The organism is Microbacterium faecale (assembly GCF_014640975.1).
Lineage (GTDB): Bacteria > Actinomycetota > Actinomycetes > Actinomycetales > Microbacteriaceae > Microbacterium > Microbacterium faecale.
This window is the reverse complement of record NZ_BMHO01000001.1, coordinates 225757-248874: the sequence shown is the minus strand read 5'-3', so window position 1 is coordinate 248874 and position 23118 is coordinate 225757. Positions and strand designations below refer to the sequence as shown.

Sequence of the window (23118 nt, the reverse complement as noted above, 5' to 3'; positions counted from 1 at the left end):
TCGTGAGGCGCCTGCGTCGCGCTGCTGCGCTGATCCTCGTGACGGGCGTCGCGCTGGCCACGTCGGCGTGCGGGGGGACGCCTCTTCCCGCATCCGTCATGCCTGGCAGCCTCGTCGACGTGGCGTGGCCCGGCGCGCTGACGACGCTGAATACCGCCACAGCGACCGGCGTGACGCCAGGCGACCGCGATGTGTCGGCGATGACTCGCTCGCAGTTCTCCCGTCCGGTGCTCGGTCTTCCCGCGGAAGACGCGTCATTCGGGACCGCGGAGATCGTCGCCGAATCAGATGACGCGATGACGGTGGTCTACGACCTCGCCGAACCTACGTGGTCAGACGGCATCGCCCTCGACGCGGCCGACCTCCTGCTCGCGTGGGCGGCGGGTGCCGCGCATGGTGATGCGACGGAGGAGACGGCCTTCGACGCGGCCCCTTCGGGACTCGTCCACAGCTCGGGCGTCCCGTCCTATGACGAGTTCGAGCGGCGCATCGAGGTCACGTTCGATCGCCCCGTGATCGATTGGCAGACGGCGCTCGACGTTGCCGTGCCCGCACACGTCGCGGGACGGATCGCGTTCGGTCTCGAGGACCCCATGGTCGCCAAGCAGGCCGTCATCGACGCGATCGCTGGCGACGATCGCGAGGCTCTGGCCAATCTCGCCACGGTCTGGAACGGGGCGTTCGACATCTCTGCCGGGACGCCGCCGTCCGACATGGCGCTGCTCTCGAGCGGCCCGTACCGCATCGATGCGGTCGACGGGTCCGCCGACGACGGTGACCAGCGCGTCTCGCTGAGCGCGAACCGCGAGTACACGGGCGGGATTCCGGTCTCGTACGAGCAGATCGTGCTGCACCAGGCACGCGGCGTCGACGCGATCGATGCCGTCGGATCCGACTACGACGTCGTGCAGCTGCCGGCCGAAGCCGCGGACTTCGAGCAGGTGCGCGACTACGAGCGCGACGACTTCGGCATGACGACCGCCGACGCCGGAAAGATGTGGGCGCTCTTCGCGCGCGTCGACTCGTGGCCGCTCGACAGTCGCGCGGCACGGACCGCGTTCCTCAGCACGGTTCCCCGTGACGCCGTCGCCGAGGCGAGCGGCGAATGGAAGTCTGCGTACACGTCGACGTCGGCCGCGGTGTTCTCGCCCGACAGCGATGGGTACGACATCGCCGTCGAAGACGCGGGGTTCGAGGAGGCCTTCGCCCCCGCGGACGATCCCGCCGCTGCGCGGAAGAAGGCCGGCGTGCCCGAGCACACCACGGTCTGCATCCTCTACGACGCCGACTCGGAGTTCGCGCGCGACGCGTTCGACGCGATCCGGAAGGGCGTCGCGGAGGAAGGGTGGATCGCGCGCGACTGCGGACACCCGGAGCCCGACGAGGTCGTCGAGGTCGGCGGCGCGTACGACGCCATCTTGACGACCGTCGACGTTCCGCGCACGCCCGCGGACATCGCGCGCCAGTGGGGCGACACCGCGGCCAACCTCACCGGCGCCACGAGCTCGGACCGGGACGAGCTCATCGAGCAGCTCTCGCGCGCGACCGACCGCTACGACGCGCGCGACCTGCGCGTCGAGATCGAGCGGACGATCGTGGACCAGCGCGTCGTGTTGCCCTTGGCGATGGATCCGTCCGTGATCGTCGCGAGTCGCGATATCGCCCCTCCGAGCCCGGCCTCGGGGCGCGCGGGTGCGCTCCTGACGGATCCGCTCACCTGGGCGCCCGTCGGCGCAGAGCCTTCCGTCGCTCCCTAAGGCAGGGCGAGGATCCCGATCAGGACTCGGGGTCTTCCTCCGCGGCACTGCGTGCCTCGTCCATGTACGGCTGCGCCGCGTCGCTGTCGAGCCAGGCGCGTGCGTGTGCCAGGAGCGTCTCGGGGGCCTCCGCCGCCTCTTCGGCTGTCGCGAACGGTCCCAGTGACGCCCCCTCGGGGCGCTCTTCCGCACGCTCGACCGCGCCGCTCGCGACGTCGTACCAGTACGCTTCCGTGCGCTTCATCTCGGCTCCTCCATGTCGATTCGCGGGTCCACCGGGCTGACGCCTCAGCGGCCATCAACGCTACCCGCGGTTCGAGGATCCCGCCACGCGCGACGGCCTCACTGCCGCGGTGGTTGCTGCGGGTCGCGGTACGGGTAGGCCGGCGGCTGGGCACCGGGGTACATCACGAACCGATCGGACGGGCCCTCGTCGGGTGGAAGCTTCGGGTTGATCCCGGGAGCGTCACGCGGAGGGAGGTCTTTCCAACCGGTGGCGTAGGGAGCGAAGTAGGTGTTGATCATCCGATCCGCAGCGACTCGCCACCCGTCGGGCGTGGCGACGTAGACGTTGTCATAGATGCCGCCGGCCCAGCGCGAGGATTCTCCGAACTGGCCCATCATGCTGAACGACCGGGCGCGCAGCGTGGCGCGTCGCGCGTCGTCGTCGACATGGATCACTGGCTGCAGCTGCATATGATTGTGCAGCACGCCGCGCTCGGCATGGGTTCCGTACAGGTCGAGACTCCGGCGGACGGAGCGTCGGCCACGATAGATCCCGCGCAGCGCCACCTCGATCACCCCGTCCTCCGTGAACAGGTCGGCAAGGCGGTCCCACTCGAACGTCGCGAGGTAGTAGCCGTAGATGTTCTGCGTGCGTTCGATCTCCGCCGACGCCTCGAGACGTCGCAGGCGCAGGTCGAGATCGTCGCGCGACTCCGGATCCACGGCCTGCGCGGTCCCGCCGTCGTACGCCGCCCCGGATCCCTCGCCCGTGAAGACCGTGCTGGTCGGCGACTGGATACGCGACCAGCCCTCGTCATAGGGCGTGAACACCGCGAACGGGACGTCGACCTGCGCGATCCGCCACCCGACCACCGTGCGCACGAGCTCGGCCGTCAGCGTCGCGAGCCCCCACTCGTGCCCCTCGCCGTGCCGAGCCCACTGCGCGAAGGCGCGCCACCGGGCATGCGCGCGGTTCCCCGAGACCGTGGCGCTGATCTGCGCGAACATCGTGTCGCGCAGCACACCCTCCCTCGGCCCATCGACGGTGTTCGCTGGCCACAGGGGGAGTCCGGCGATCGTGCCGGAGACGAAGAGGCCTCCGGCCCGCGTCCACTGCTCCTTGTCGAGGTAGAAGCCGAGCATGCCGATGGCGTTCTCGATCGCACGTTGGTCCTCGAGTACCTGGACGCGCTCGGCGAGATCCGCCTCGGCGGCATCGGCGTTCGCGGAGGTGGCCGCGGGCGGATCAGGCTCGAGGAAGTGGAATGGCGGATGGAAGACCTCGGGCCATTGCGCCGGCGTGCCGGCGGATGACGCTGCGGCGTGTTCCTCCCAGCCGCCGTCGAAAGGCACGTGCACGTAAGGCAGCCAGTGGAGTCGGGCGATGCGCCACCCGAGCTCCGTGCGGGTATAGGTCACTTCCAACGGGCCCTCGGCCCAGTACGCCGGTACGGGACCGCCGCCGGTGTCCAGGTCACGCCACGTCGCCTGCGCGCGGACGTCGTCGGGCGCAACCGTGATGACCGGCATGATCTGCAGGTGCGCGCGCACCATCGGCAGTCGCGCGGCAACATCGTCGGATCCGCCCGGGGCGACGAGAGCCGTGAGCCGGGCCGTGATGGGGGCCGGCCCCCGCACGCCGCCGTCTCCGCTCACCTCGACGATCCCGTCAGGACTGAAGAGCTCCGCCGCGCCCGCGGCATCTCCAGCAGCGAGGCGGTAACCGAATTCGTACTGGAGCTCACGAATCTCGGCGATCGACTCGAGGCGCCGAACGCGGATCGCGTGTGGTTCAGTCATCGTCGCCCGCAGGCTGCCCGGCGCGCTCCCATCGCCGCTGGAACGTCGCCGAGCGGCCGCGCCAGATCAGCCCGTCGCGCAGCTCGTAGTGCACGAAAGTGTGGACGAAGAGCTTGTCGCCGGCCCGCACGGGGCCAGAGGGGAAGTTCTCGTCATCGGCGAGGAAGGCGAACTCGGAGACGAATTCGGCGGCCAATTGGTTGCCGCTGGAGAACGCACGGTCGATCGTCATCGTGCGCTGCGACATCGACCGCACGCCCGTGTAATGGTCGACGACCGACTGCTTGCCGCGAAGCTCGGTGCCGCGCGACACGTTCAAGTAGAGGTCGTCGTGATAGAAGTCGACGAGGGTCTCGAAGTCCCCGGCGTTGAACGCCTCAACGTACTTCTCCAGCATCGATACCGGATCTTGGCTCATGCGGTGTCTCCTTCGTGGGCGGATCGGATTACGCGGCGTCTTCGGCGAGAGTCAGCACCGCGGACCTCGCCACGATGGCTGTGCGGGTTTCGCCGAGGTAGCGCTCCTGCGGCGGGTTGTGCGACGCGTCGGGGATGAACCCCGCGATCAGCGCGCCGTCGGCGAGTTCCAGCGTGACGGAGTACCCCTCGCCCGCGTAGGACGACTGCGAGATGCGCCCGCGCAAGGCCAGCGCATCGCGTTGCGGGTCGAACTCTCGGTCGAACTCGACGTCACCTGCGCGGAACGCGATCGACGCCCCCGGTGCGACTTCGGCGGGCGGTGATGGCATCTCGATGCCGTGCCCGAACTGCGCCACCCGGGAGCCGGCTCGGTCGACGACGCCCGCACACTCGAGCACGTTCTCCATGCCGATGAACCGCGCGACGAAGGGCGTACGCGGGCGGCGGAAGATATCTCCCGGTGTTCCCTGCTGCTCGATGCGGCCGTCGCGCATGACGACGACGCGGTCGGACATCGCGAGCGCCTCGCTCTGGTCGTGGGTGACGTAGATGGAGGTGTGCTCGAACTCGTCGTGGAGCCGGCGGATCTCGCTGCGCATCGAGACGCGCAGAGTCGCGTCGAGATTCGACAGCGGTTCGTCGAAGAGCATCAGTCGGGTGGCCGACACGAGTCCGCGCGCGAGGGCGACGCGTTGCTGCTGGCCGCCCGAGAGCTCGTGCGGGTAGCGTTTCGCCAGGTGTTCGAGGCCGACGGCCGCGATCACCTCGGCGGCCATCTTCGCCGCCTCCCGGCGACCGACGCCCCGCAGCCGCAACGGATAGGTGACGTTGCCGCGCACCGACCGGTTGGGCCACAGCGCGTAACTCTGGAAGACCATTCCGATGCGACGGCGATGCGGCGGAACGAAGACGCCCTGATCGGCGTCGACGAAAGTCTCGTCACCCACGGTGATCGCACCGGAGGTGGGCGTTTCCAGCCCCGCGAGGCACCGAAGCGTGGTCGTCTTGCCGCAACCGCTGGGGCCGAGCAGTGACACGAATTCACCCGGCTCGACGTCGAGGTCGACTCCGCCGAGTGCGACGGCGTCTCCAAACGTCTTCGTCAAACCGTCAATGGCGACGCGTTGCTTGGTCATGCGTGGACTCCTTGGCTTTCAGCGCTGCGGTCTCGGTCGGTCGGCGCGTTCGGGTTCGTGTGTGCGGACGCGCGTGCCGAGGCGACGCGGGCGGCCGTGCGGGCGGAGGATCGGGTCAGCAGCCACTGCGCGAGACCGACCAGTGCGGCGACGGCACCGATCTGCACGATCAGGAGGACGAAGATGGCGGCTGCGATCTCGGGTTGGCCCGAGCTGTAGTAGCTGAAGACGTTCACCGACAGCAGCGAGTCGGACTTGGTCGAGAGCAGCAGCGGAACCGCGAGGGTGCCGGACAGGACGACGAAGCAGAGGAACCAGCCGTTGAGCAGACTGGGCAGGATCAGCCGACCGACGACCGAGATCATCGCACGCCATTTCGGCGCGCCGGATACCCACGCAGCCTCCTCGAGGTCGCGCGGGACCTGCACGATCGCGCCGCCCACAGCGCGCCCGACGAGTGGAAGCACCGTGATGACCAGGGCGTAGATCAGGACGACAGGCGTGCTGTAGAGCTGGCCCATACCGGGGACGGCGAGGATCAGCCAGAGCACACCGAGCGCCAGGATCAGTCCCGGAACCGCGGCGGGCATCCACTGACTCAGCTCGATCAGGCGCGCTGCCAGCCCCCGTCGCTGTCGGGCGATCCAGAGAATCAGGCCCGAGATGATGGCGGCGAGCAGTGCGCCGCCGGACGCGACGCCGGCCGTCAAGACGAAGGACGACACGATCGTCTCGTTCCCGAGCACGAATTCGAAGTTCGCCCAGCTGTATCGGCCGACGGAGCCGACGTACGGCGACAGCGAGACGAGCACGAGCTGTACGAGCGGGAGCAGTACCCCGACGACGCCGTAGATGACGGTGAAGGCGCCGGCGACGTACCGCCACCGGCCGAGGTCCCATCGCGCACGGTTGGCGCCCTTCCCGCTCACGGTCGTGAAGGAGCGTCGCCCCATGAGGCGCTGCTGCACGATGAGCAGCAACACGAGCACCACCATCAGTCCGACCGCGAGCGCGCTCGCGTGGCCGTACTTCGGCATCGTTCCGGCGTCGTTCAGATACGCGTAGATCTCCGTCGGAAGCACGTAGATGCCCGCCGGAACGCCCAGGATCTGGGGGAGTTCGAACGACTCGAGGAACACGATGATCGAGAGGATCCCGACCCCCGCGATTGCCGGGAAGAGCACGGGCAGCTGCGTTCCGAAGAACGTGCGCAGCGGCGTCGCCCCGGAGACGCGCGCGGCCTCTTCGAGGTTCCGGTCCATCGCGATGAACGCACCGATGAGCAGGTAGAACTGGAACCCGACCGCACGGATCACCGAGACGAACACGAGCCCCCACCATGACTCGATGTTCACGGCCAGGTCCGTCCCGGCGATGCCGAGCGTGGTGTTGATCAATCCGACGTTGCGGTTGCCGAGAAGCCCCCACGAGATCGCGGTGAACAGCGGCGGAGTCGCGACGAGGACCGCCATGATCACGTAGATCAGCCAGCGCAGCGGAGCGTTGGTGCGGGTGGCGAGAGTGGCGAACAGGATCGAGATCATCAGTGAGATCAGCACCACGGCGATCGTCACTCCGGCCGTATTCCAGAGCGCGTCGTACGTCGCCGGTTCGGTGAAGACCTCGACGAACGGCTCGAGGGTCCATTCCCGCTCCCCGAAGGGGTTCTGCTGGATCGCGCCCAGCAGAACCATCAGCACCGGTGCGCCGAGCAGCGCGAGGCACAGGAGGGCCGCGACGATCTGGACGTTTCTGTCGCGATAGAACGAACTGAGTTGTTTCACGGCATGACCTCACATCACGTCGACGGGGAGCGGGAGGGGCGAGGGTCAGCGGTTCTGGAAGACCTCGCCGAACTTCTCGCTGATCATCTCCGCTTCCGAATCGAGCGCCTCCTGCGAGGGGATCTCCGCGAGGTTCGCGTCCGAGAACGCCGGCAGACCGTGCGGGGACGGCACGTCAACGACGGGAGTGTTTCCGGCCTCGGCGATCACGGCCTGCGCCTCCTCGCTGAAGATCCAGTTCAGCCACAGACGCGCCGTGTTCGGGTGCGGGGCGTCCTTCATCACGAAGGACTGCTGCGGCATCGCGATGTTCTCCTCGTCCATGAACACGATCTCGACGGGGACGCCGCGGGCCTTGTTGAGCGACACGTACGGCGCGTCGACGCCGATCATCATTGGATACTCGCCCTGGCTCAGCGACTGGATCGTCTGCGCGAACTCGCCCTTGAGCGCGACGTTGTCGGCGATGCCCTCGAGCGTCGCGTCATCGATGGCACCCGAGAGGTAGAGGCGCGACAGGAATCCCTGGCCGCCGCCCGGCACGCTCGGGTCGTGCATCACGATCTTGTCCTTCCACTGGGGGTCCGCGAGCTCGGCCCAGTCGGTCGGAACGTCGGCGGGATCCATCTTGTCGGTGTTGACCCCGACGCCGAACAGTGACCACTGCGCGGTCACGTACCCGTCTTCCGCGCCCTTCATGTGACTCTCCATGTTCTCGGAGAGGCCCTCCGGCATGACAAAGGCGGGAGGAAGATACTGCTCGGAGAAACCGAGGGAGGCGTACCGCGCGCCGCCCGCGTTTTCCATCTGGTCGCCGATGTTCTGGCCGGTGCTGCGTTCGGTCTCCAGCGTTGACTGCAGCTGCGGGCCGACCAGCTCGGTCGTCTCGAGCTCCGTTCCGGGGAAGCGCTCCATGAACAGCTCACGCAGCGGCTCGCGCAGCGTGTGGTTGGAGCCGTACATCATCATCGACTCCTCGCCGCTGTCGTGCGCCTCCTGGTAGAGGTCGCGCACGGCCTCTTCGGCGTCGTCGTCGAAGCCGAGTCCCGACAGGTCGAGGTCGGCGGCGTCGACCCAGCCGTCGCGGGCCTCGCCGTCGGCGGGAGCTGCTGCATCCTGCCCGCCGCCGCATGCCGCGAGCGCGGCGACGGTTCCGGCGGCGACGAGGATACTCATCGTGCGAAAAGCGATCGGTCGCTTCATGTCGGACTCCTTTGTCTCATGGTGAAGGGAGGCGGAACGGGGGGCTCCGCCGGGGTAGCTGTTGGGTATCCCCATGTCATCCCGGCCCCGTGAGAGCGACAAGCCATTCCGGTTCCTTTCCACCATGTGAAAAGATCGACCGAGTGTCCGCGCCGGTGCGGCCCTGTCGGAGGTGGCGATGACGAACTCTGCGCAGACCACGCTGCGCGCGCTGACGCTGCTGGCTGAGCGTGGTCAGCTGACGGTTACGGAGCTCTCGCGCGGTCTCGACCTGCCGGTGGCCACGGCGCACCGGGTGCTGCAGAACTGCTGCGCGGCCGGGTACGCGGTTCAGCACGAGCGCGGTGGGGCGTATCGCGTGGGAGGGGCGTTCATCGAGGCGACACTCCTCCTCAGCCGAGCGACCGACGTGCGGGACGCCGCTGATGACATCCTCGCCGAGCTGGCGGAGCGGACGGGGGAGATGGTGTCGCTCGCGCTGCTCGAGGGACGCACGGTCCGATACGTGCAATCGATGCCGGGCACCCGCGAATGGGCGCTGGCGCCGCGCAACGGTCACCGGCTCCCAGCGCACTGCACGGCGGCTGGCAAGGCGGTCCTGTCGCGGCAGAGCGTTCCCGAGCTCGAGGAGAGGTTCCGCAGCGGATTCCTCCCGTCGCGTACCGACCGTACGATCGTCGACTGGTCGCGGTTCCTGCAGCAGCTCGCAACCGTGCAGCGGGCGGGATGGGCCTACAGTCTTGGGGAGACGCACGACTCCGTTTCTGCAATCGCCGCTCCCGTCGTGCTCGGCACGGGCGCGGCGACGTCAGCGGTGACGATCGTGACGCCGAAGTGGCGGATGGAGACCAAGGCCGATCTCAACGTGCACGTCCGCCCGCTGCTCGTTGCCGCGGACCGCATCCAGAGGCGCTTGCGCGGCGGGACGCGCTAAAGACGCGCCTCACCCAGGCGAGCGCGGACGGCGCTCTCGGCGAGCCCGGTGTAGTCGGCCGGCGTCAGCGCGGACAGTCGCTGCTTCGCGTCGTCGGAGATGTCCAGCCCGGCGACGAACTCGACCAGCTCGGCGGATCCGATGCGGTGGCCGCGCGTGAGATCTTTGAGCAGCGCGTACGGGTCGCGGATCTGCGACCGCCCCGCGACGACCTCCGCGCGGATGACGGTCTGAATCGCCTCCGCGAGCACCTCCCAGTTGCCGTCGAGATCGGCGAGCAGCACGTCGCGGGCAAGCGAGATCTGGCCGAGCCCGCCGGAGATGTTCGTGAGCGCGAGCAGCGAGTGACCGAAGGCGACGCCGATGTTGCGCTGCGTTGTCGAGTCGGTCAGGTCGCGCTGCAGACGCGAGGTCACGAGCGTCTGTCCGAGCGTGCCGAACAGGCCACCGGCGATCTCGAGATTGGCCTCGGCGTTCTCGAACTTGATGGGGTTGATCTTGTGCGGCATCGTCGACGACCCGGTGGCACCGGCGACCGGCGTCTGGGTGAAGTAGCCGAGCGAGATGTAGGTCCAGATGTCCTGCGCGAGGTTGTGCAGGATCGCGCCGGCATGCCTCACGCGGTCGTACAGTTCGACCTGCCAGTCGTGGGGCTCGATCTGCGTCGTGAGCGGGTTGAACGTCAGGCCGAGCGGGCCCTCGATGAACTCCCGCGTGACGTTCGGCCACGCCACGTGGGGCGCGGCGGCGATGTGCGCGGACCACGTGCCGGTCGCACCCGAGAACTTCGCCATGAACTCGGTCTGCTCGATGCCGGCGAGCGCGCGCTGCAGGCGCCAGACGAACACGCCGAGCTCTTTGCCCATCGTCGTCGGCGTCGCGGGCTGTCCGTGCGTGCGGGACAGCATCGGCGCGTCGGCGAGGTCCAGTGCCATCGCCCGCAGCTTCTCGATGACGCCACGGAATGCGGGAAGCCACGCGTCTTCGACGGCCCGCTTGACCGTCAGCGCGTATGAGGCCGAGTTCACGTCCTCGCTGGTGAGAGCGAAGTGCGTCAGCTCCGACAGGTCATCGAGCTCGAGCTGCGCGAGGCGGTCGCGCACGAAGTACTCCACGGCCTTCACGTCGTGCCGGGTCGTGCGCTCGGTCTCGGCCAGCTGGTCGATCTGCGCTTGGCCGAAGTCACGGTACGCCAGCCGCAGCTTCTCCTTGACGCCCGCCGCAAGGGGCGACGTGCCGAACAGGCGGTTGTTTGTGAGGTGGATGATCCACTCCACTTCGACCTCGACGCGAGCGCGGTTCAGCCCGGCCTCGGACAGGAACTCGGTGAGGGGGGCGACGGCGGAGCGGTACCGTCCGTCGAGCGGGCTCAGCGGCTGAGGGGGGAAATCGTTCACGACACCTCCGGTTCGAGGCGGGCAATGGCCGTATAAGCCTATTGGGTGTCGCATGTTTCGCGTGCCGCCCGACCGCGGCTCGTCCACAGGAGCCGAGCGCCCCCGGTTATCTGAGGATCCGCACTGCCCGCCGAGCACCCGCCGCGTGCGGCGGGCCAGGCTTGCGGCATGACCACGAGCGACATCGAGACCGCACAGATCCTGTGGCGGGCGCGCGACGAGATGATCCGCGCCTCCGACGAGTTTCGGGCGGCCTCGCAAGTGTTGTCGGCCGTCGCCGACGACATGTCCTGGAGGTCGTTCGCGGCGCGAGGCTTCCAGGATTCGGTGGGCCAGCTCGTGACCATCGCGGAGCGGGGCGTTGTGGAGTGCGTGAACGAGGCCGATGCGCTTCTCACGCAGGGTAACCGGCTGGTGCTGCGGTGACGCTCGACGTGACGCAGGGGTCGGTCGTCGCCGTCGATCCCGAGGAGCTGCGGGCGCTCGCCGTGCGCGTCGAACTCGCCGCGGAGGCGGTGCGACGTGGTGTCGACCATGTCGATCAGTCGACCCGGTTGCAGGAGTCCGTGCCGACGGACGTGCCGCTGATCATCGTGCGCCCGACCCTGATGTCGCTGTGCAGCGGATGGTGGCATGACCGGGCGCTCGAGCTCGCAGCCAGCCTGCGTCTTGCTGCAGACGCGTACATCGCGCTCGAACTGCGCACGCTCCTCGCGATCGAGGGTGCGCGGGCGCGCACCTCCGACGGATCCCTCGTGCGCGACGAACTCGCGGACCTCGCCGAGCGCAATCCCGCCGCGGTGGACGAGGCCGAGCACCTCTGGCAGGCGTGGCGTGCCTCTACGGGTGACGCGCTCGTCGATGCCTGGCGCGGCGCTGGTCCTGCGGGGGCCGCGGCCATGACGGGGCTGCTGCTCGCGATGCGCGCTCTGCGCGGTCGGTTCAGAATGGGGCCGGGGTCGCTCGGTGAGACGCGCCGGGCACGCGCGCGCAACGCGAGCGGACCGAACAGAGTCGAGCGCATCGTCCCCATGGTCGGCATGGCGATCATGGGCGCGGGGTCGTCGCCGCGCGGCCTCGCCGACTCGATCGCACGGATCCCGAACGGCGAGAATCCGGAGTGGGGAGACGACGCGCGAGTACGGGTGGACAGGTATCGCATGCCGAACGGCGAGGAGCGGTTCGCGGCGTACATCAGCGGATCGCGCGGTGCGCCGTGGAACACCAGCGACCCGTTCAGCTGGGACGGCAACGCGGGCCTCTTCGTCGGGCTTCCCGAGTCCGATGGCTATGACTTCGTACGGGAGTCGCTCGAGCGGGCGGGCGCCGGGCCGGGATCCGTCGTCGACGTCACGGGGTTCTCGCAAGGAGGGATGGTGGCGCAGCGCCTCGCTACCGACAGCGACTTCGACGTGCAGCACGTGACGACGATCGGGTCGCCGCTGCGCATTCCGCTCGGCGACGACGTCACGTCGCTCACGCTCGCGCACCACGACGATCCTGTTGCCGCGCTCGCCGACGGCGGATCCCCGATGCGCCTTGGCGATGAGGAGAGCCTGCTCATCCGGCGCACGTCGGACCCGGCCGACACCGGCCCGTTCGAGTGGGACGTCTCCGCGCATCGCGTCGGCGCATACGCCGAGACGGCACGCATCTTCGAGGAATCCGGAGACGCACGCGCCGAGAGCGTGCGCGCGTACTTCGACCGGCTCTCCGAAGCCGCGTCCGTGGAGAGCTTCGTGTTTCGCGCGGCGGGACCGGCGCCGGGCGCCGACCTCGGCGACGGCGGCAGTTAGTCGCGTCGCTTCTTACGCTGCGGGCGCAGGATGATCCCGAAGATCCAGTTGATGATGCTGAGCAGGATGCCGGCGAGCACGCCCGGCCAGAACGCCTCGACGTCGAGACCCCAGCTCCAGAACCCCGTGATCCAGGCCGTGACGATGAGCAACACACCGTTGAGCAGGAGCGAGACGAGCCCGAGGGTGAGGACGAACAGGGGGAACGCCACGATCTTGATGATCGTGCCGATGATGCTGTTCACGAGGCCGAACAGCCCCCCGAGCGCCAGCAACGTGAGAAGCAGCTGCAGGTCGCGACCCGGAGCGAACGGGGTCACCGAGATCTGCAGGAACGGGATGAGCGACAGCACCCAGATGGCGAACCCGTTGACGATCGAGCGGATGATGAATCCCATGCTTCGAGGGTAAACGCTGTCATTTCGGGAAGCTCGTGATCTCAGCGTGCGCCCGCCCGCCGTCGGCCACCGACGACATACGGCGCGGCGGAGGGAAGGGTCTCAGGTGTACTTATCCATTCCCTCCAGTACCGCGTCGAACGCCGATCGCACATCGCTGCGCATGCCGGGATGGGTGAATGCGTACCGGTCGCCATTGCGAACGGCGCGAACGACGATCGCTCCGGCTTCCTCCGGCCCGATCCACATGTCATCGTCGACGATCTTTTGAGCGATGTCGAAATCGACGAGGCCACCGGCACTCCCGGCGGGGCGGTTCCGCAGGCTCGCCTTGATGTTGGTGCGGACGGCGCCGGGGTGGAGCACGGTAACGCCGACCTGTGCGTCGTCGGCTGCGAGCTCGGCGGCCAGCGTGAGACTCAAGCCCTCGACGGCGGCTTTGCTGGCGACGTACGGGGCGTAGCCCGGAGGCGTGAAGAAGCGTGACATCGACGCGGTGTTGACGATCCACGCGCCGTGCGGGTTCGCCGTCAGGTGCGGCAGGAACGCCTGGATTCCGTGGACCACTCCCATGAGGTTGACGTCGAGCACCCAGCGCCAGTCCTCCAGGGTGAGATCGGCGGCGGCCCCCTTCGGGCCGACGCCTGCGTTGTTGACGACGACGTCCACGCGGCCATGGTCGCCGACGACGCGCTCGGCGAGCGCGGCGACGCTGTCCGCCGCGGTGACATCAGTTTCGACCGTCGCGTAGCCCTCCTGCTGGACCTGCGCGAGAGCAGTGGCGTCCCGGTCCGCGATGACGACCGTCGCGCCCTCCCCGCGGAACGCGCCGGCGATGCCCTTGCCGATGCCGCTCGCGCCGCCCGTGACGACGGCGACTCTGCCGGTCCAGTTCGTGATGCCTTCCATGGGAGCCTCCTCGGTGCTCTGTCGTCCGATCATTCTGCGGAGTCGCGCGGAGCCACGCACGTCTCATCTTGCGCCGCCGAGAAACCTCGCCCGCGATGGCGTCCCATCGCGAGCGTCTCAAGGTGATAGCTCCGGCGCCGCGCAGAGCTTCTAGCGTGAGGACGATCCAGACGGACGTGCCGATGACGGACGTACCGTCGCACCACCTTGCGACAGGCTAAGGAGCCACATATGCATATCGGTCTGAACTTCGGATTCGGCAAGGGCGACCCGTCGGTGTCCGACCACGAGGTCTACAAGGGTGAGACCGAGCTGGCGGTCCTCGGCGAGAAGCTCGGCTACGACAGCGTCTGGGCCGTTGAGCATCATTTCAGCGACTACGCGTTCATGCCGGACAACCTCCTGTGGCTCTCGCACATCGCCGCTCGGACGAACACGATCAAGCTCGGCACCGGGGCTGTGATCCTGCCGTGGAACACTCAGCCGGTGCGGGTAGCGGAGAAGCTGTTGATGCTCGACCACCTGTCGGAAGGGCGCGCGATCTTCGGCATGGGTCGCGGCCTGTCGCGCAAGGAGTTCGGACCGTTCGGCATCCCGCTCGAGGAGTCGCGGGCGCGTTTCGATGAGTCGGCGAAGATGATCATCGAGGGCATCGAGACGGGGCGCATAGAAGGGGAGGGCCCCTTCTATGCGATGCCGCGCACGCAGCTCAAGCCCGGGCCGTTCGCCTCCTGGAAGGACCGCCTGTACACGGTGGCGGGTTCTCATGACTCGATGGTTTCGGGGGTGCACAACAAGTGCCGCCTGATGTCGTTCATCCTGCGACCCGTCGACAAGATGCTGCCGACGTTCCAGGCGTACCGCGACTACTACGCGGAGGTCTGGAACGAGCAGGCTCCACCGGTCGCGCTCAACGTCGCGATGTACTGCCATCGCGATGAGAACGTCGCGATCGACGGGATGTACGAGTACGTCGGGAACTTCTTCGAAGCGAACGTCGACCACTACGAGATGGACGGCGTCCACTTCGCCAACACGAAGGGGTACGAGCGTTACGCTGACAACGCTGCGGTGATCCGTGAGAAGGGCGTGAGCCAGGCCGGTAAGGACTATGCGGATGCTGCGCTCTACGGCACGCCGCAGATGATCATCGACAAGCTGATCTGGATCCAGGAGCAGATGGGCGAGTTCGAGCTCGTCCTTCAGCCGTCCTTCGGTGGGATGAGTCACGACACCGCGCGGGCGAGCATCGAGCTGTTCGCGGCCGAGATCATGCCGAAGGTCCGTCAGCACTATGACGCGGCGGTCGTCCAGTCCGCCTGAGTCATCGTCCGCGTGGTTCGCCTTCCGCAGGTGCTGAGGGCACCCGCGGGAGGCGAACCACCGAGGTTCACCGCGCAGATGACGCGACGACTGAGGGGCGCCGTCCGGCAACTACGAGAAATCGATGACGACGCTCTCACGTACACCGCGAGACGCGATGAGACGGTGCGCCTCGGCGGCGTGCTCCGGCGCGAAAGCGCGAAGCGGGCGAGAGAGGTATCGCGTGTCCGCGAGCTCCTCGAGCTGTGCCCCGCGATGCCACTCCTCCGGAACCATCACAGGGAGGACTCGGACTGTCGTTCCCTCCGGACCAGTCCAGCCTCGCAGCGTTGCGATCACGCCGCCCGGACGAACGGCGAGGAGGACCTCGTCGTCCAGGACGGCAAGGTCTACCAGGCCCGCCACCGCATCGCCGGCGGCGGCGACGATGCGGTCAGCGAGGTTGTCGCCGCTCGCGACGAACGCGTTGGCGCCAAGCGAACGAACGCGCTGCCGATCGGTCTCCCGTGCGACCGCGACGACCCGAAGACCGCGTTGAGCGGCGAGCGGGACGACGATCGCACCGAGCGCCCCGGCGGCCCCGGTGACCGCCACGGTCTCACCCGGCTGTGCACCCAGTGAACGGAGGGCCTGCGCGGCCGTGTGGCCGTTCATCGGCAGCACCGCGGCGTGAGCGAGGTCCACGTGCGCGGGAACTGCGGCCAGCGTGTCGTCCGGCGCGACGATGACCGACCGGTATGCGCCGCCTCGCCGACCGGACGGAAGTGCCATCCCCATCACGCGGTCGCCGGCGCGCCACACGCTGCCGTCGCCGGCCATGTCGACCACTCCGGAGAACGCCATGCCCGGCACGTGCGGTGCGGGACCGGCGATCGGCCGGAGCCCTGCCCGCAACGCGACGTCGGCGGGGTGGACACCGGCTGCGGCGACGCGCACGCGAGCCTCACTCGCGCCGGGCACAGAGAGCGGCGCGGTGCGCACTGCGAGGACGTTCGGGTCTCCGGGGCGGTCGAAGCCAACAATGGAAGCGGTACCGGACATGGGTTCTCCTCGCGACGTGTGATGCGATCGTATGCGGCGCCGGAGGCACTCCGACGGCTCTCTCATCGGGTCGTCTCACGATGAGACGTAATAGTGGGCAGGGCGGTCGTTAACGTGATCAGACCTTGACGGTGAGCGCAAAGGAGCGTGCGAGGATGCACATCGGAGTGAATTTCGGGTTCGGACGTTTCGACACCAGCGTCTCGGAATATGAGGTGGTCACGGGGGAGACCAAGCTCGCTCTGCTCGCCGAACCGCTCGGCTACGACAGCGTGTGGGCGGTCGAGCACCATTTCACCGACTACTCATTCATGCCCGACAATGTCCAATGGTTGTCGTACATCGCCGCGCGCACCGAGCGCATCGGTCTCGGCACCGGGGCCGTCATCATTCCGTGGAACGATCCGCTCCGCGTGGCCTCGAAGCTCCTGTTGCTCGACAACCTGTCGGACGGACGCGTGATCTTCGGCATGGGCCGCGGCGTCGCCCGCGTGGAGTTCGAAGGGATGCGCATCCCCGTCGGCGAGTCGCGCGAGCGGGTCGATGAGGCTGTCCCGATGATCCTCGAAGCACTGGAGACGGGTTTCATCGAGGGCGATGGGCCGTACTACGTTCAGCCCCGTCGCCAGCTCAAGCCCGGTCCGATCCGCACCTTCACGGATCGCGTGTACACGGTGGCGGGGTCGGAGGACTCCATCATCGCCGCGGTCAAGAATCGCGTCAGCGTGATGTCGTTCATCTTGCGTCCGGTCGACAAACTCGTAGAGACGTTCGACATCTACAACAAGCTGTGGCGCGAGACGTGGGATGACGAGCCGAACCCCATCTGCATCAACGCGAACATGTACTGTCACGAGGATCCCACGCTCGCGAAGGATCGCATGTATGAGTACATCGGCAACTTCTGGCAGCAGAACGTCGATCATTACGAGTTCCTCGGCGACCACTTCGCCAAGCAGAAGGGGTACGAACGTTATGCCGAGAAGGCCGAGGCGCTGCGTTCGAAGGGCGTCGAGCAGGCCGGTAAGGATTACGCAGACGCGGCGCTGTACGGCACCCCGCAGCAGCTCATCGACAAGCTGTCATGGATGCAGGACGTCATGGGACAGTTCGAGCTGGTTGTCGCTCCCTGTTTCGGCGGCATGCCGCAGAGCATGGCCGAGGAGAGTCTGCGCCTGTTCGCGGACAAGGTGATGCCTCACGCTCGTGAGAACTACGACGGTCGTACGGCGGCCGGCGAGAAGGCGCGCTGAGCGCGCTGGGGATGTGACGGCATGTCTGATGTGGTCAATGGCATATCGCGTCGAATCGTCGACGCCGGGGTCCCGATGGAGACACGTGACGGGGTGGTGCTGCGCGCCGTCGTTCACCGGATGGCCGATCGCGAGAGCCAGCCGATCGTGCTCGTGCGCAATCCCTACGGCGAGCCGCTGACGCGCAACATCCCCGTCTGGGCGCTCCTCGCTGCCGGGTTTGCCGTGGTGATCCAGGACTGCCGCGGCACGGCCAGTTCCGACGGCGTCTTCGTCCCCTTCGAGGGGGAGGCACCCGACACGATCGACGCAATTCGCTGGTGCTCGCAGTTGCCCTTCTCGAACGGGCGCGTCGTGATGTACGGAGCGTCGTATTCGGGAATGGTGCAGCTGGCGGCCGCGGTCGAACAGCCTGACGGGCTGGCCGGGATCGTCCCCATCGTGACCCCCGACGACTACCAGACCCGCCTCGCGTATCGCGGTGGCGCGTTCCAGATGGGGCAGCTCACCGGCTGGTACACGATGAAGACGCTCCAGAGCCTTCTTTATGACGCGCAACGAGGGAGAGCTGTCGGTGACCGCATGGTGCGTTTCGCGCGCCATGCGGCAGACCCCTGGGCTTCGATCGGAAGCGGCGCGCTCATCGACGCGCCGGTCATCAGCGAGGAGCTCCCCACGTGGCGACGCTGGGCCGAGAACGACGTGACCGGTGACTACTGGCCCTCGATCAGCTATTGCGACCGTCGCTCGGAGATCGCCGTACCGGGGCTGCACGTCGGCGGCTGGTTCGACCTGTTCGTCGGTGGGACCATTGCCAACTTCGTCCACCTGCGCGAGAACGCGGCGACGCCGGGCGCGAGGGCCGGACAGCGTCTGGTCATCGGCCCGTGGCAGCACATCGACCAGAGCGGAACCGTGGGCGACTTCAGCTTCGGTGCACCCGCATCAGCGGCGGGCGCCGGGCTGGAGGATATCGTTGCGCAGTTCGCCGCGGCGGCCGCGGCGGGGGAGGACATCCCCGGACCCCCTGTGCGGATCTACGTCATGCAGTCGGGTCAGTGGCGGGACGAGCGGGAATGGCCGCTCGCACGCACCGCTTGGACTCCGTGGTACTTGCAGCCGGAGGGTGGACTCGCTCCCGAGCTGCCCGACCGCGATGGGGGCTCGAGCACCTATGTGCACGACCCCGCCGACCCCATCCCGATGCGGGGCGGACAGTCCGGCGTTTTCGCTGGCGGTCTTGACGGCGGCAACGAGTGGACCGCCGGTCCGCGCGACCAGCGTGCCCTAGATGCGCGCAATGACATGTTGCGCTTCACCAGCGCGACGCTGGACGCCGACGTCGAGGTGACCGGACCGGTGACGGTGACGCTCTACGCGAGTACCGACGCGGATGACACCGACTTCGTCGCACGACTCATCGACGTCTTTCCCGACGGACGATCCGTGGGGGTCGTTGACGGCATCGTCCGGGCCCGGTTCCGCGACGGGCAGGACGAGAGCCGCCCGATCGAGCCCGGATCCGTCGTGGCGTACGAGATCGACCTCTGGGCAACCAGCTGGCTCTTCCGGGCAGGGCACCGGCTGCGGATCGATATCGCCAGCTCGTCGTACCCGAACTGGGACGTCAACGGCGGCAGCGCAACCAACAACGCCCTCGTGGATCCCGACGACCGTCGCACCGCCGAGCAGCGCATTCTGCATGATCAGGAACGGCCGTCGCACGTGGTCCTCCCGATCATCCCTTCCTTCACCACCCCTTCCACCCAGAGCCGGTCAGTCACCGACTCCTCACACCAGCAAGGAGACCCTCGATGAAGAGGACGAGAATCACAGGAGGACTCGCACTCGCGGCCGCCGCCGGAGTGCTGCTCGCCGGATGCGCCGGCACGCCTACCGGGGGCGGAGGTGGCGACGCGGGCGGCTCGTCAGGCGAGTTGGTCGGCGGACCCGGTGTCGATGTCGACGCGCAGACGATCCGCATCGGCGCGCTCGTGCCGGTGTCCGGCGTGTTCGCGGGCGCGATCACGAACATCGAGGGCCTCGATGCCGCGTTCCACCGGGCCACCGAACCCGGCGGCGTGCTCGAGGGCTGGACCGTCGAGGTCGACAACCAGGACACGAAGTACGACGCCGCGACCGCGATCCCGCTCTATGAGGGCTTCAAGGGGGACATCGCGATGATCTCGGTCGTACTGGGGTCGACCATCATCGACGCCATGCTGCCGTCGATCGAGGCCGACAACATGACCCTCATCCCGGGTGGGACGACACCGAACCTCCAGTTCGAGGATCACCTCATCCCGAGCTTCCCGATGACGAGCGCGCACGCCTCGAGCCTGATCCCGTACGCGATCGACGAGTACGACGTCGGCGACGAGACGTTCTGCACCCTCGCGGTGGAGGATACCCTCGGCAGCTACGTGGTCGAGAACTTTGACTTCACGGTCGAAGCGCTGGATCTCACGAAGGGCGTCGACACGACCTTCGAGCCCACCGCCGAGCAGCTGACCGCACAGATCGCCGCGCTGAAGGACGCGGACTGCGGCGTCGTGATGACGGGCGGCACCGGTGGCTTCCTGCAGACGCTCGCGGTCCAGGCGGCGCAGCAGGACTACGCACCGCTCGTGCTCGCGGGCAACTCCTCGTACAACATCACCCTCGCGACGGGCCCCGGATCGGAGTGGCTGGCCGAGAACGCGATCATCTCCGTGCCGGGCGACGAATGGCTGGGAACAGATGCGCCCGGCCAGGCGATGCTGATCGCGGATCTCGAGGCCATCAACCCGGACTTCACTCCGTCGGCCAACGCCCACCTGACCGGGTACGTGAACGGTCTCCTCACGGCGGAGATCCTGGCACGCGCCATCGATGCCGGTGACCTCAGCCGCGACGGCATCGCGGACGCGGCACGCAACTTCGGCACCTGGGAGGACGAGCTCGGCCTCGTCGGAGGGGACGTCGTCGTCGGCGCGACGGCCGCGGAGAATGTACCGCCGAGCGGGCTCTCGATGTTCCGCATCGACGAGTCAGTTCCGACCGGGCTCAAGCTTGAGTCCTACAACTACGACTCGGACGTGTCGCGCGACTACATCGAGTCCGTCAAGCCGTAACACCAGGCCGGACAGCCGGATCCGTCGTGGGTAGCCCAGCGCGCACCAGCTGCCCACGGCGGGTCGCCCCATGAACTCACCGAACAAGGAGGGGTGCCCGTGTCACCCGAAACCCGACCACGGACGCAGAACGAACCGATGCTCGAACTCACCGGCCTTTCGGTGAGCTACTCCGGGGGCGCTGTCCGCGCCCTGCAGGACGTCAGCCTCACCGTCCACCGGGGACAGATCGTGGTGCTGCTGGGCGTCAACGGCGCGGGCAAGACGACGACGCTGTCCACCGTCTGCGGCCTGCTGCCGTTCACCGGGGGAACCGTCGACGCCGGCACCGTCCTGTTCGACGGGGAAGACCTCAAGGGGAAGAACCCGTCCTCGCGCGTCCACCGCGGAATCTCGATGGTGATGGAAGGACGCCGTGTGTTTCCCGACCTCACCGTCGAAGAGAACCTCGTCGCCGGCGGATTCACGCGCACCGCCGCGGAGTCGCGCGAGGCGCGCGACCGGGTTCTCACGATGTTCCCCATCCTTGCGGGCCGTCGCAAGCAGATGGCTGGCCTGATGTCCGGCGGAGAGCAGCAGATGCTCGCCATCGGTCGCGCGCTCATGCAGCGCCCGACGCTTCTCATGCTCGATGAGCCGTCGCTGGGGCTCGCGCCGCTCATCGTCCAGCAGATCAAACAGCACATCGTCGACATCAACGCCGAAGGCACCAGCGTGCTGCTGATCGAACAGAACGCCGCGATGGCACTGTCGATCGCCGACTACGCCTATGTCCTCGATGGCAAGACGGTGGCCCACCACGGAACCGGAGCGGAGCTGCTCGCCGACTCCTCCGTGCAGGAGCTCTACCTCGGCATAGCCGGCGAAGGGCGCCGATCCTTCCGTGGCGCGCGCGAAGAGCGAAGAGAAGGAGGTCCGCTGTGAGCGGCCCACTGCTGAAAGCTAACGACATCACCGTCCGGTTCGGCGGTGTCACCGCCGTCGACAGTGTGACCTTCGATGTCGAGCGAGGCGAGCTCTTCGCCATCATCGGACCGAACGGGGCGGGCAAGACGACCTTATTCAACTGCCTCAGCGGGCTCGTGAAGTATTCAGGACAGATCGAGTTCGACGGTGCGTCGATTACCGGCCGCCGAGCCGATCAGGTGGCGCAGGTGGGGATCGCGCGCACCTTCCAGAACCTCGGACTGTTCTCCAGCATGACGGTGTTGGAGAACGTGCTGGTCGGGCGTGCCAGCAAGATCACGGCCGGTGTTCCGTCGGGCTTGATCTGGTACGGGAAGGCCCGTCGCCAGGACATCGACGCGCGTGAGCACGCCTATGAGGTCCTCAACGTCATGGGGCTGACCGACCTGGCTCACACCCCGATCAAGAGCCTTCCGTACGGCACTCGCAAGCGCGTGGAACTGGCCAAGGCCGCCGTCGTCGCCCCCCAGCTCCTGCTCCTCGACGAACCCGTCGCGGGCCTGAACGATGCAGAGACGGAAGAGGTCATCGAGGCGGTGCTGAAGCTGAAGGAAGCGATGAACCTGACCATCGTCCTCATCGAACACGACACGTTCCTCGTGATGGACGTGGCCGATCGCATCCTCGCCCTCAACTTCGGGCAGAAGATCGGCCTCGGTACCGCGGCTGACATCCAGGCCAACGACCGTGTCGTCGAAGCGTATCTGGGAACGACCGACACCGGCCCCTCCGCACCGATCAGGGGAGAGAACCGCTGATGACCACCTTCGTGCAGATCCTCCTTTCCGGTGTCGCACTGGGATTCCTCTACGCCCTGGTGTCGCTGAGCTTCGTCGTCCTACTCAAAGCCACCGGTCACTTCAACCTGCTGCCCGGATCCTTCGTGCTTCTCGGTGCCTACTCGCTGTTTCAACTGCACCAAAACATGGGAGTGAACTTCTGGCTCGCGCTGGCCCTCGCGATCATCATCATCGCGGCGCTTGGCCTGGTCATCCACTACCTGATCTTCCAGCGCATCGATCGGGCGGCCGAAGGCCACGCGGCGGGCTTGGCGATCCTCCTGGTCACCATCGGATTGCTCAGCCTGAGCCAAGCGACGGCGGTGTCGAGCTGGGGCGCCGAGGTGATGCTGTTGGGCGACCCGTGGCGACTGCGCACGGCGCTGATCGCCGGCGTCAGCATCTCGCAGCGCGATATCTGGGTGATCGTGCTCAGCCTGATCGTGCTGGCCATCTTCTACATGGTGATGCAGCACACCCGGGTCGGAATAGGTATGCGTGCGCTCGCCAGCGATCCGCAGGCCGCATTCGTGCAGGGGATCAACCCGCGTCGCGTCGCGCCGTATGCATGGTTGATGAGCGCCGGTGCCGCCGTCATCGCCGGCGTCTTGATGGCCACGGAAGCGGGCGGTGGCCTGCGGCCGACTCTCGACGTGGTCGCGTTCACGGCGCTGCCCGCCCTGATCCTCGGCGGCATCCGCTCTCTGCCCGGCTGTGCCGTCGGCGGACTCGTGCTCGGCATCCTCCAGCAGCTCGCCGCGGGGTACGCGCCATCGGGCCTGGGCCAGGGGTTCGCCACCGTGCTGCCGTGGCTCATCATGATCGTCGTCCTGCTTGTCCGCCCCAGTGGTCTGTTCGCCACGCGTGAATTCCGGAGGGCTTGA

The 23118-nt window shown here is 67.6% G+C and carries 21 protein-coding genes; 11 read left to right on the top strand and 10 right to left on the bottom strand.

What is annotated here, in order from left to right; translation table 11 throughout:
* Positions 1–2 precede the first annotated feature (2 nt).
* Positions 3–1757, top strand: coding sequence for an ABC transporter substrate-binding protein (locus IEW87_RS01105; protein ID WP_188710483.1), 1755 nt, complete (start codon positions 3–5; stop codon positions 1755–1757).
* A gap of 19 nt (positions 1758–1776) precedes the next feature.
* On the opposite strand, the gene IEW87_RS01100 is transcribed toward IEW87_RS01105, so the two are convergent.
* The 6 genes from IEW87_RS01100 to IEW87_RS01075 form a co-directional block, all read right to left on the bottom strand.
* On the bottom strand, positions 1777–2001 hold the full coding sequence (locus IEW87_RS01100) for an SPOR domain-containing protein (protein ID WP_188710482.1): 225 nt from the start codon (positions 1999–2001) through the stop codon (positions 1777–1779).
* Between the two features lie 98 nt (positions 2002–2099).
* Positions 2100–3782 carry a nuclear transport factor 2 family protein gene (locus tag IEW87_RS01095; RefSeq protein ID WP_188710481.1) on the bottom strand — a complete coding sequence of 561 codons (1683 nt, stop codon included), beginning with the start codon at positions 3780–3782 and terminating at the stop codon, positions 2100–2102.
* Positions 3775–4200 (bottom strand): nuclear transport factor 2 family protein, encoded by a 426-nt coding sequence (locus IEW87_RS01090; RefSeq protein WP_188710480.1) that lies wholly within the window; start codon positions 4198–4200, stop codon positions 3775–3777. The genes IEW87_RS01095 and IEW87_RS01090 overlap by 8 nt, the downstream gene beginning before the upstream one ends.
* A gap of 28 nt (positions 4201–4228) precedes the next feature.
* Positions 4229–5338, bottom strand: coding sequence for an ABC transporter ATP-binding protein (locus IEW87_RS01085; protein ID WP_188710479.1), 1110 nt, complete (start codon positions 5336–5338; stop codon positions 4229–4231).
* The gene (locus IEW87_RS01080) at positions 5335–7122 is read right to left on the bottom strand and encodes an ABC transporter permease (RefSeq protein ID WP_188710478.1); all 1788 of its coding nucleotides are present in this window, start codon (positions 7120–7122) and stop codon (positions 5335–5337) included. The genes IEW87_RS01085 and IEW87_RS01080 overlap by 4 nt, the downstream gene beginning before the upstream one ends.
* 45 nt (positions 7123–7167) lie before the next feature.
* Positions 7168–8325, bottom strand: a complete 1158-nt coding sequence (locus IEW87_RS01075; RefSeq protein ID WP_188710477.1) for an ABC transporter substrate-binding protein — start codon at positions 8323–8325, stop codon at positions 7168–7170.
* 178 nt (positions 8326–8503) lie between these two features.
* On the opposite strand from IEW87_RS01075, the gene IEW87_RS01070 reads away from it, so the two are divergent.
* On the top strand, positions 8504–9259 hold the full coding sequence (locus IEW87_RS01070) for an IclR family transcriptional regulator (protein ID WP_188710476.1): 756 nt from the start codon (positions 8504–8506) through the stop codon (positions 9257–9259).
* Here IEW87_RS01070 and purB read toward each other — a convergent pair.
* Entirely contained in the window at positions 9256–10656 is a 1401-nt protein-coding gene (gene purB / locus IEW87_RS01065) for an adenylosuccinate lyase (protein ID WP_229730811.1), read from the bottom strand. The genes IEW87_RS01070 and purB overlap by 4 nt on opposite strands.
* A 168-nt stretch (positions 10657–10824) precedes the next feature.
* Here purB and IEW87_RS01060 point away from each other — a divergent pair, with 168 nt between their 5' ends.
* The gene (locus IEW87_RS01060) at positions 10825–11082 is read left to right on the top strand and encodes a hypothetical protein (RefSeq protein WP_188710474.1); all 258 of its coding nucleotides are present in this window, start codon (positions 10825–10827) and stop codon (positions 11080–11082) included.
* Positions 11079–12452: a lipase family protein gene (locus IEW87_RS01055; RefSeq protein WP_188710473.1), complete on the top strand. Its 1374-nt coding sequence runs from the start codon at positions 11079–11081 to the stop codon at positions 12450–12452. Before IEW87_RS01060 ends, IEW87_RS01055 begins: the two co-directional genes overlap by 4 nt.
* Here the strand turns inward: IEW87_RS01055 and IEW87_RS01050 are convergent.
* Both IEW87_RS01050 and IEW87_RS01045 read right to left on the bottom strand, forming a co-directional pair.
* Positions 12449–12850, bottom strand: coding sequence for a phage holin family protein (locus tag IEW87_RS01050; RefSeq protein ID WP_188710472.1), 402 nt, complete (start codon positions 12848–12850; stop codon positions 12449–12451). The genes IEW87_RS01055 and IEW87_RS01050 overlap by 4 nt on opposite strands.
* A gap of 102 nt (positions 12851–12952) precedes the next feature.
* Entirely contained in the window at positions 12953–13759 is an 807-nt protein-coding gene (locus IEW87_RS01045) for an SDR family oxidoreductase (protein WP_188710471.1), read from the bottom strand.
* Positions 13760–13990: 231 nt separating this feature from the next.
* Here IEW87_RS01045 and IEW87_RS01040 point away from each other — a divergent pair, with 231 nt between their 5' ends.
* The gene (locus IEW87_RS01040; RefSeq protein WP_188710470.1) at positions 13991–15082 is read left to right on the top strand and encodes an LLM class flavin-dependent oxidoreductase; all 1092 of its coding nucleotides are present in this window, start codon (positions 13991–13993) and stop codon (positions 15080–15082) included.
* Between the two features lie 111 nt (positions 15083–15193).
* Here IEW87_RS01040 and IEW87_RS01035 read toward each other — a convergent pair whose 3' ends face one another.
* Positions 15194–16123 carry a quinone oxidoreductase family protein gene (locus tag IEW87_RS01035; RefSeq protein ID WP_188710469.1) on the bottom strand — a complete coding sequence of 310 codons (930 nt, stop codon included), beginning with the start codon at positions 16121–16123 and terminating at the stop codon, positions 15194–15196.
* Positions 16124–16278: 155 nt separating this feature from the next.
* On the opposite strand from IEW87_RS01035, the gene IEW87_RS01030 reads away from it, so the two are divergent.
* From IEW87_RS01030 to IEW87_RS01005, 6 genes are all read left to right on the top strand, one after another.
* A complete protein-coding gene (locus tag IEW87_RS01030; RefSeq protein WP_188710468.1) occupies positions 16279–17376 on the top strand; it encodes an LLM class flavin-dependent oxidoreductase in 1098 nt (365 codons plus the stop codon).
* 21 nt (positions 17377–17397) lie between these two features.
* Positions 17398–19194 (top strand): CocE/NonD family hydrolase, encoded by a 1797-nt coding sequence (locus IEW87_RS01025; RefSeq protein WP_188710467.1) that lies wholly within the window; start codon positions 17398–17400, stop codon positions 19192–19194.
* Entirely contained in the window at positions 19191–20489 is a 1299-nt protein-coding gene (locus IEW87_RS01020) for an ABC transporter substrate-binding protein (RefSeq protein ID WP_188710466.1), read from the top strand. Before IEW87_RS01025 ends, IEW87_RS01020 begins: the two co-directional genes overlap by 4 nt.
* 99 nt (positions 20490–20588) lie before the next feature.
* Entirely contained in the window at positions 20589–21413 is an 825-nt protein-coding gene (locus IEW87_RS01015) for an ABC transporter ATP-binding protein (protein ID WP_229730809.1), read from the top strand.
* The gene (locus IEW87_RS01010) at positions 21410–22213 is read left to right on the top strand and encodes an ABC transporter ATP-binding protein (protein ID WP_188710465.1); all 804 of its coding nucleotides are present in this window, start codon (positions 21410–21412) and stop codon (positions 22211–22213) included. Before IEW87_RS01015 ends, IEW87_RS01010 begins: the two co-directional genes overlap by 4 nt.
* Entirely contained in the window at positions 22213–23118 is a 906-nt protein-coding gene (locus IEW87_RS01005; protein WP_188710464.1) for a branched-chain amino acid ABC transporter permease, read from the top strand. The genes IEW87_RS01010 and IEW87_RS01005 overlap by 1 nt, the downstream gene beginning before the upstream one ends.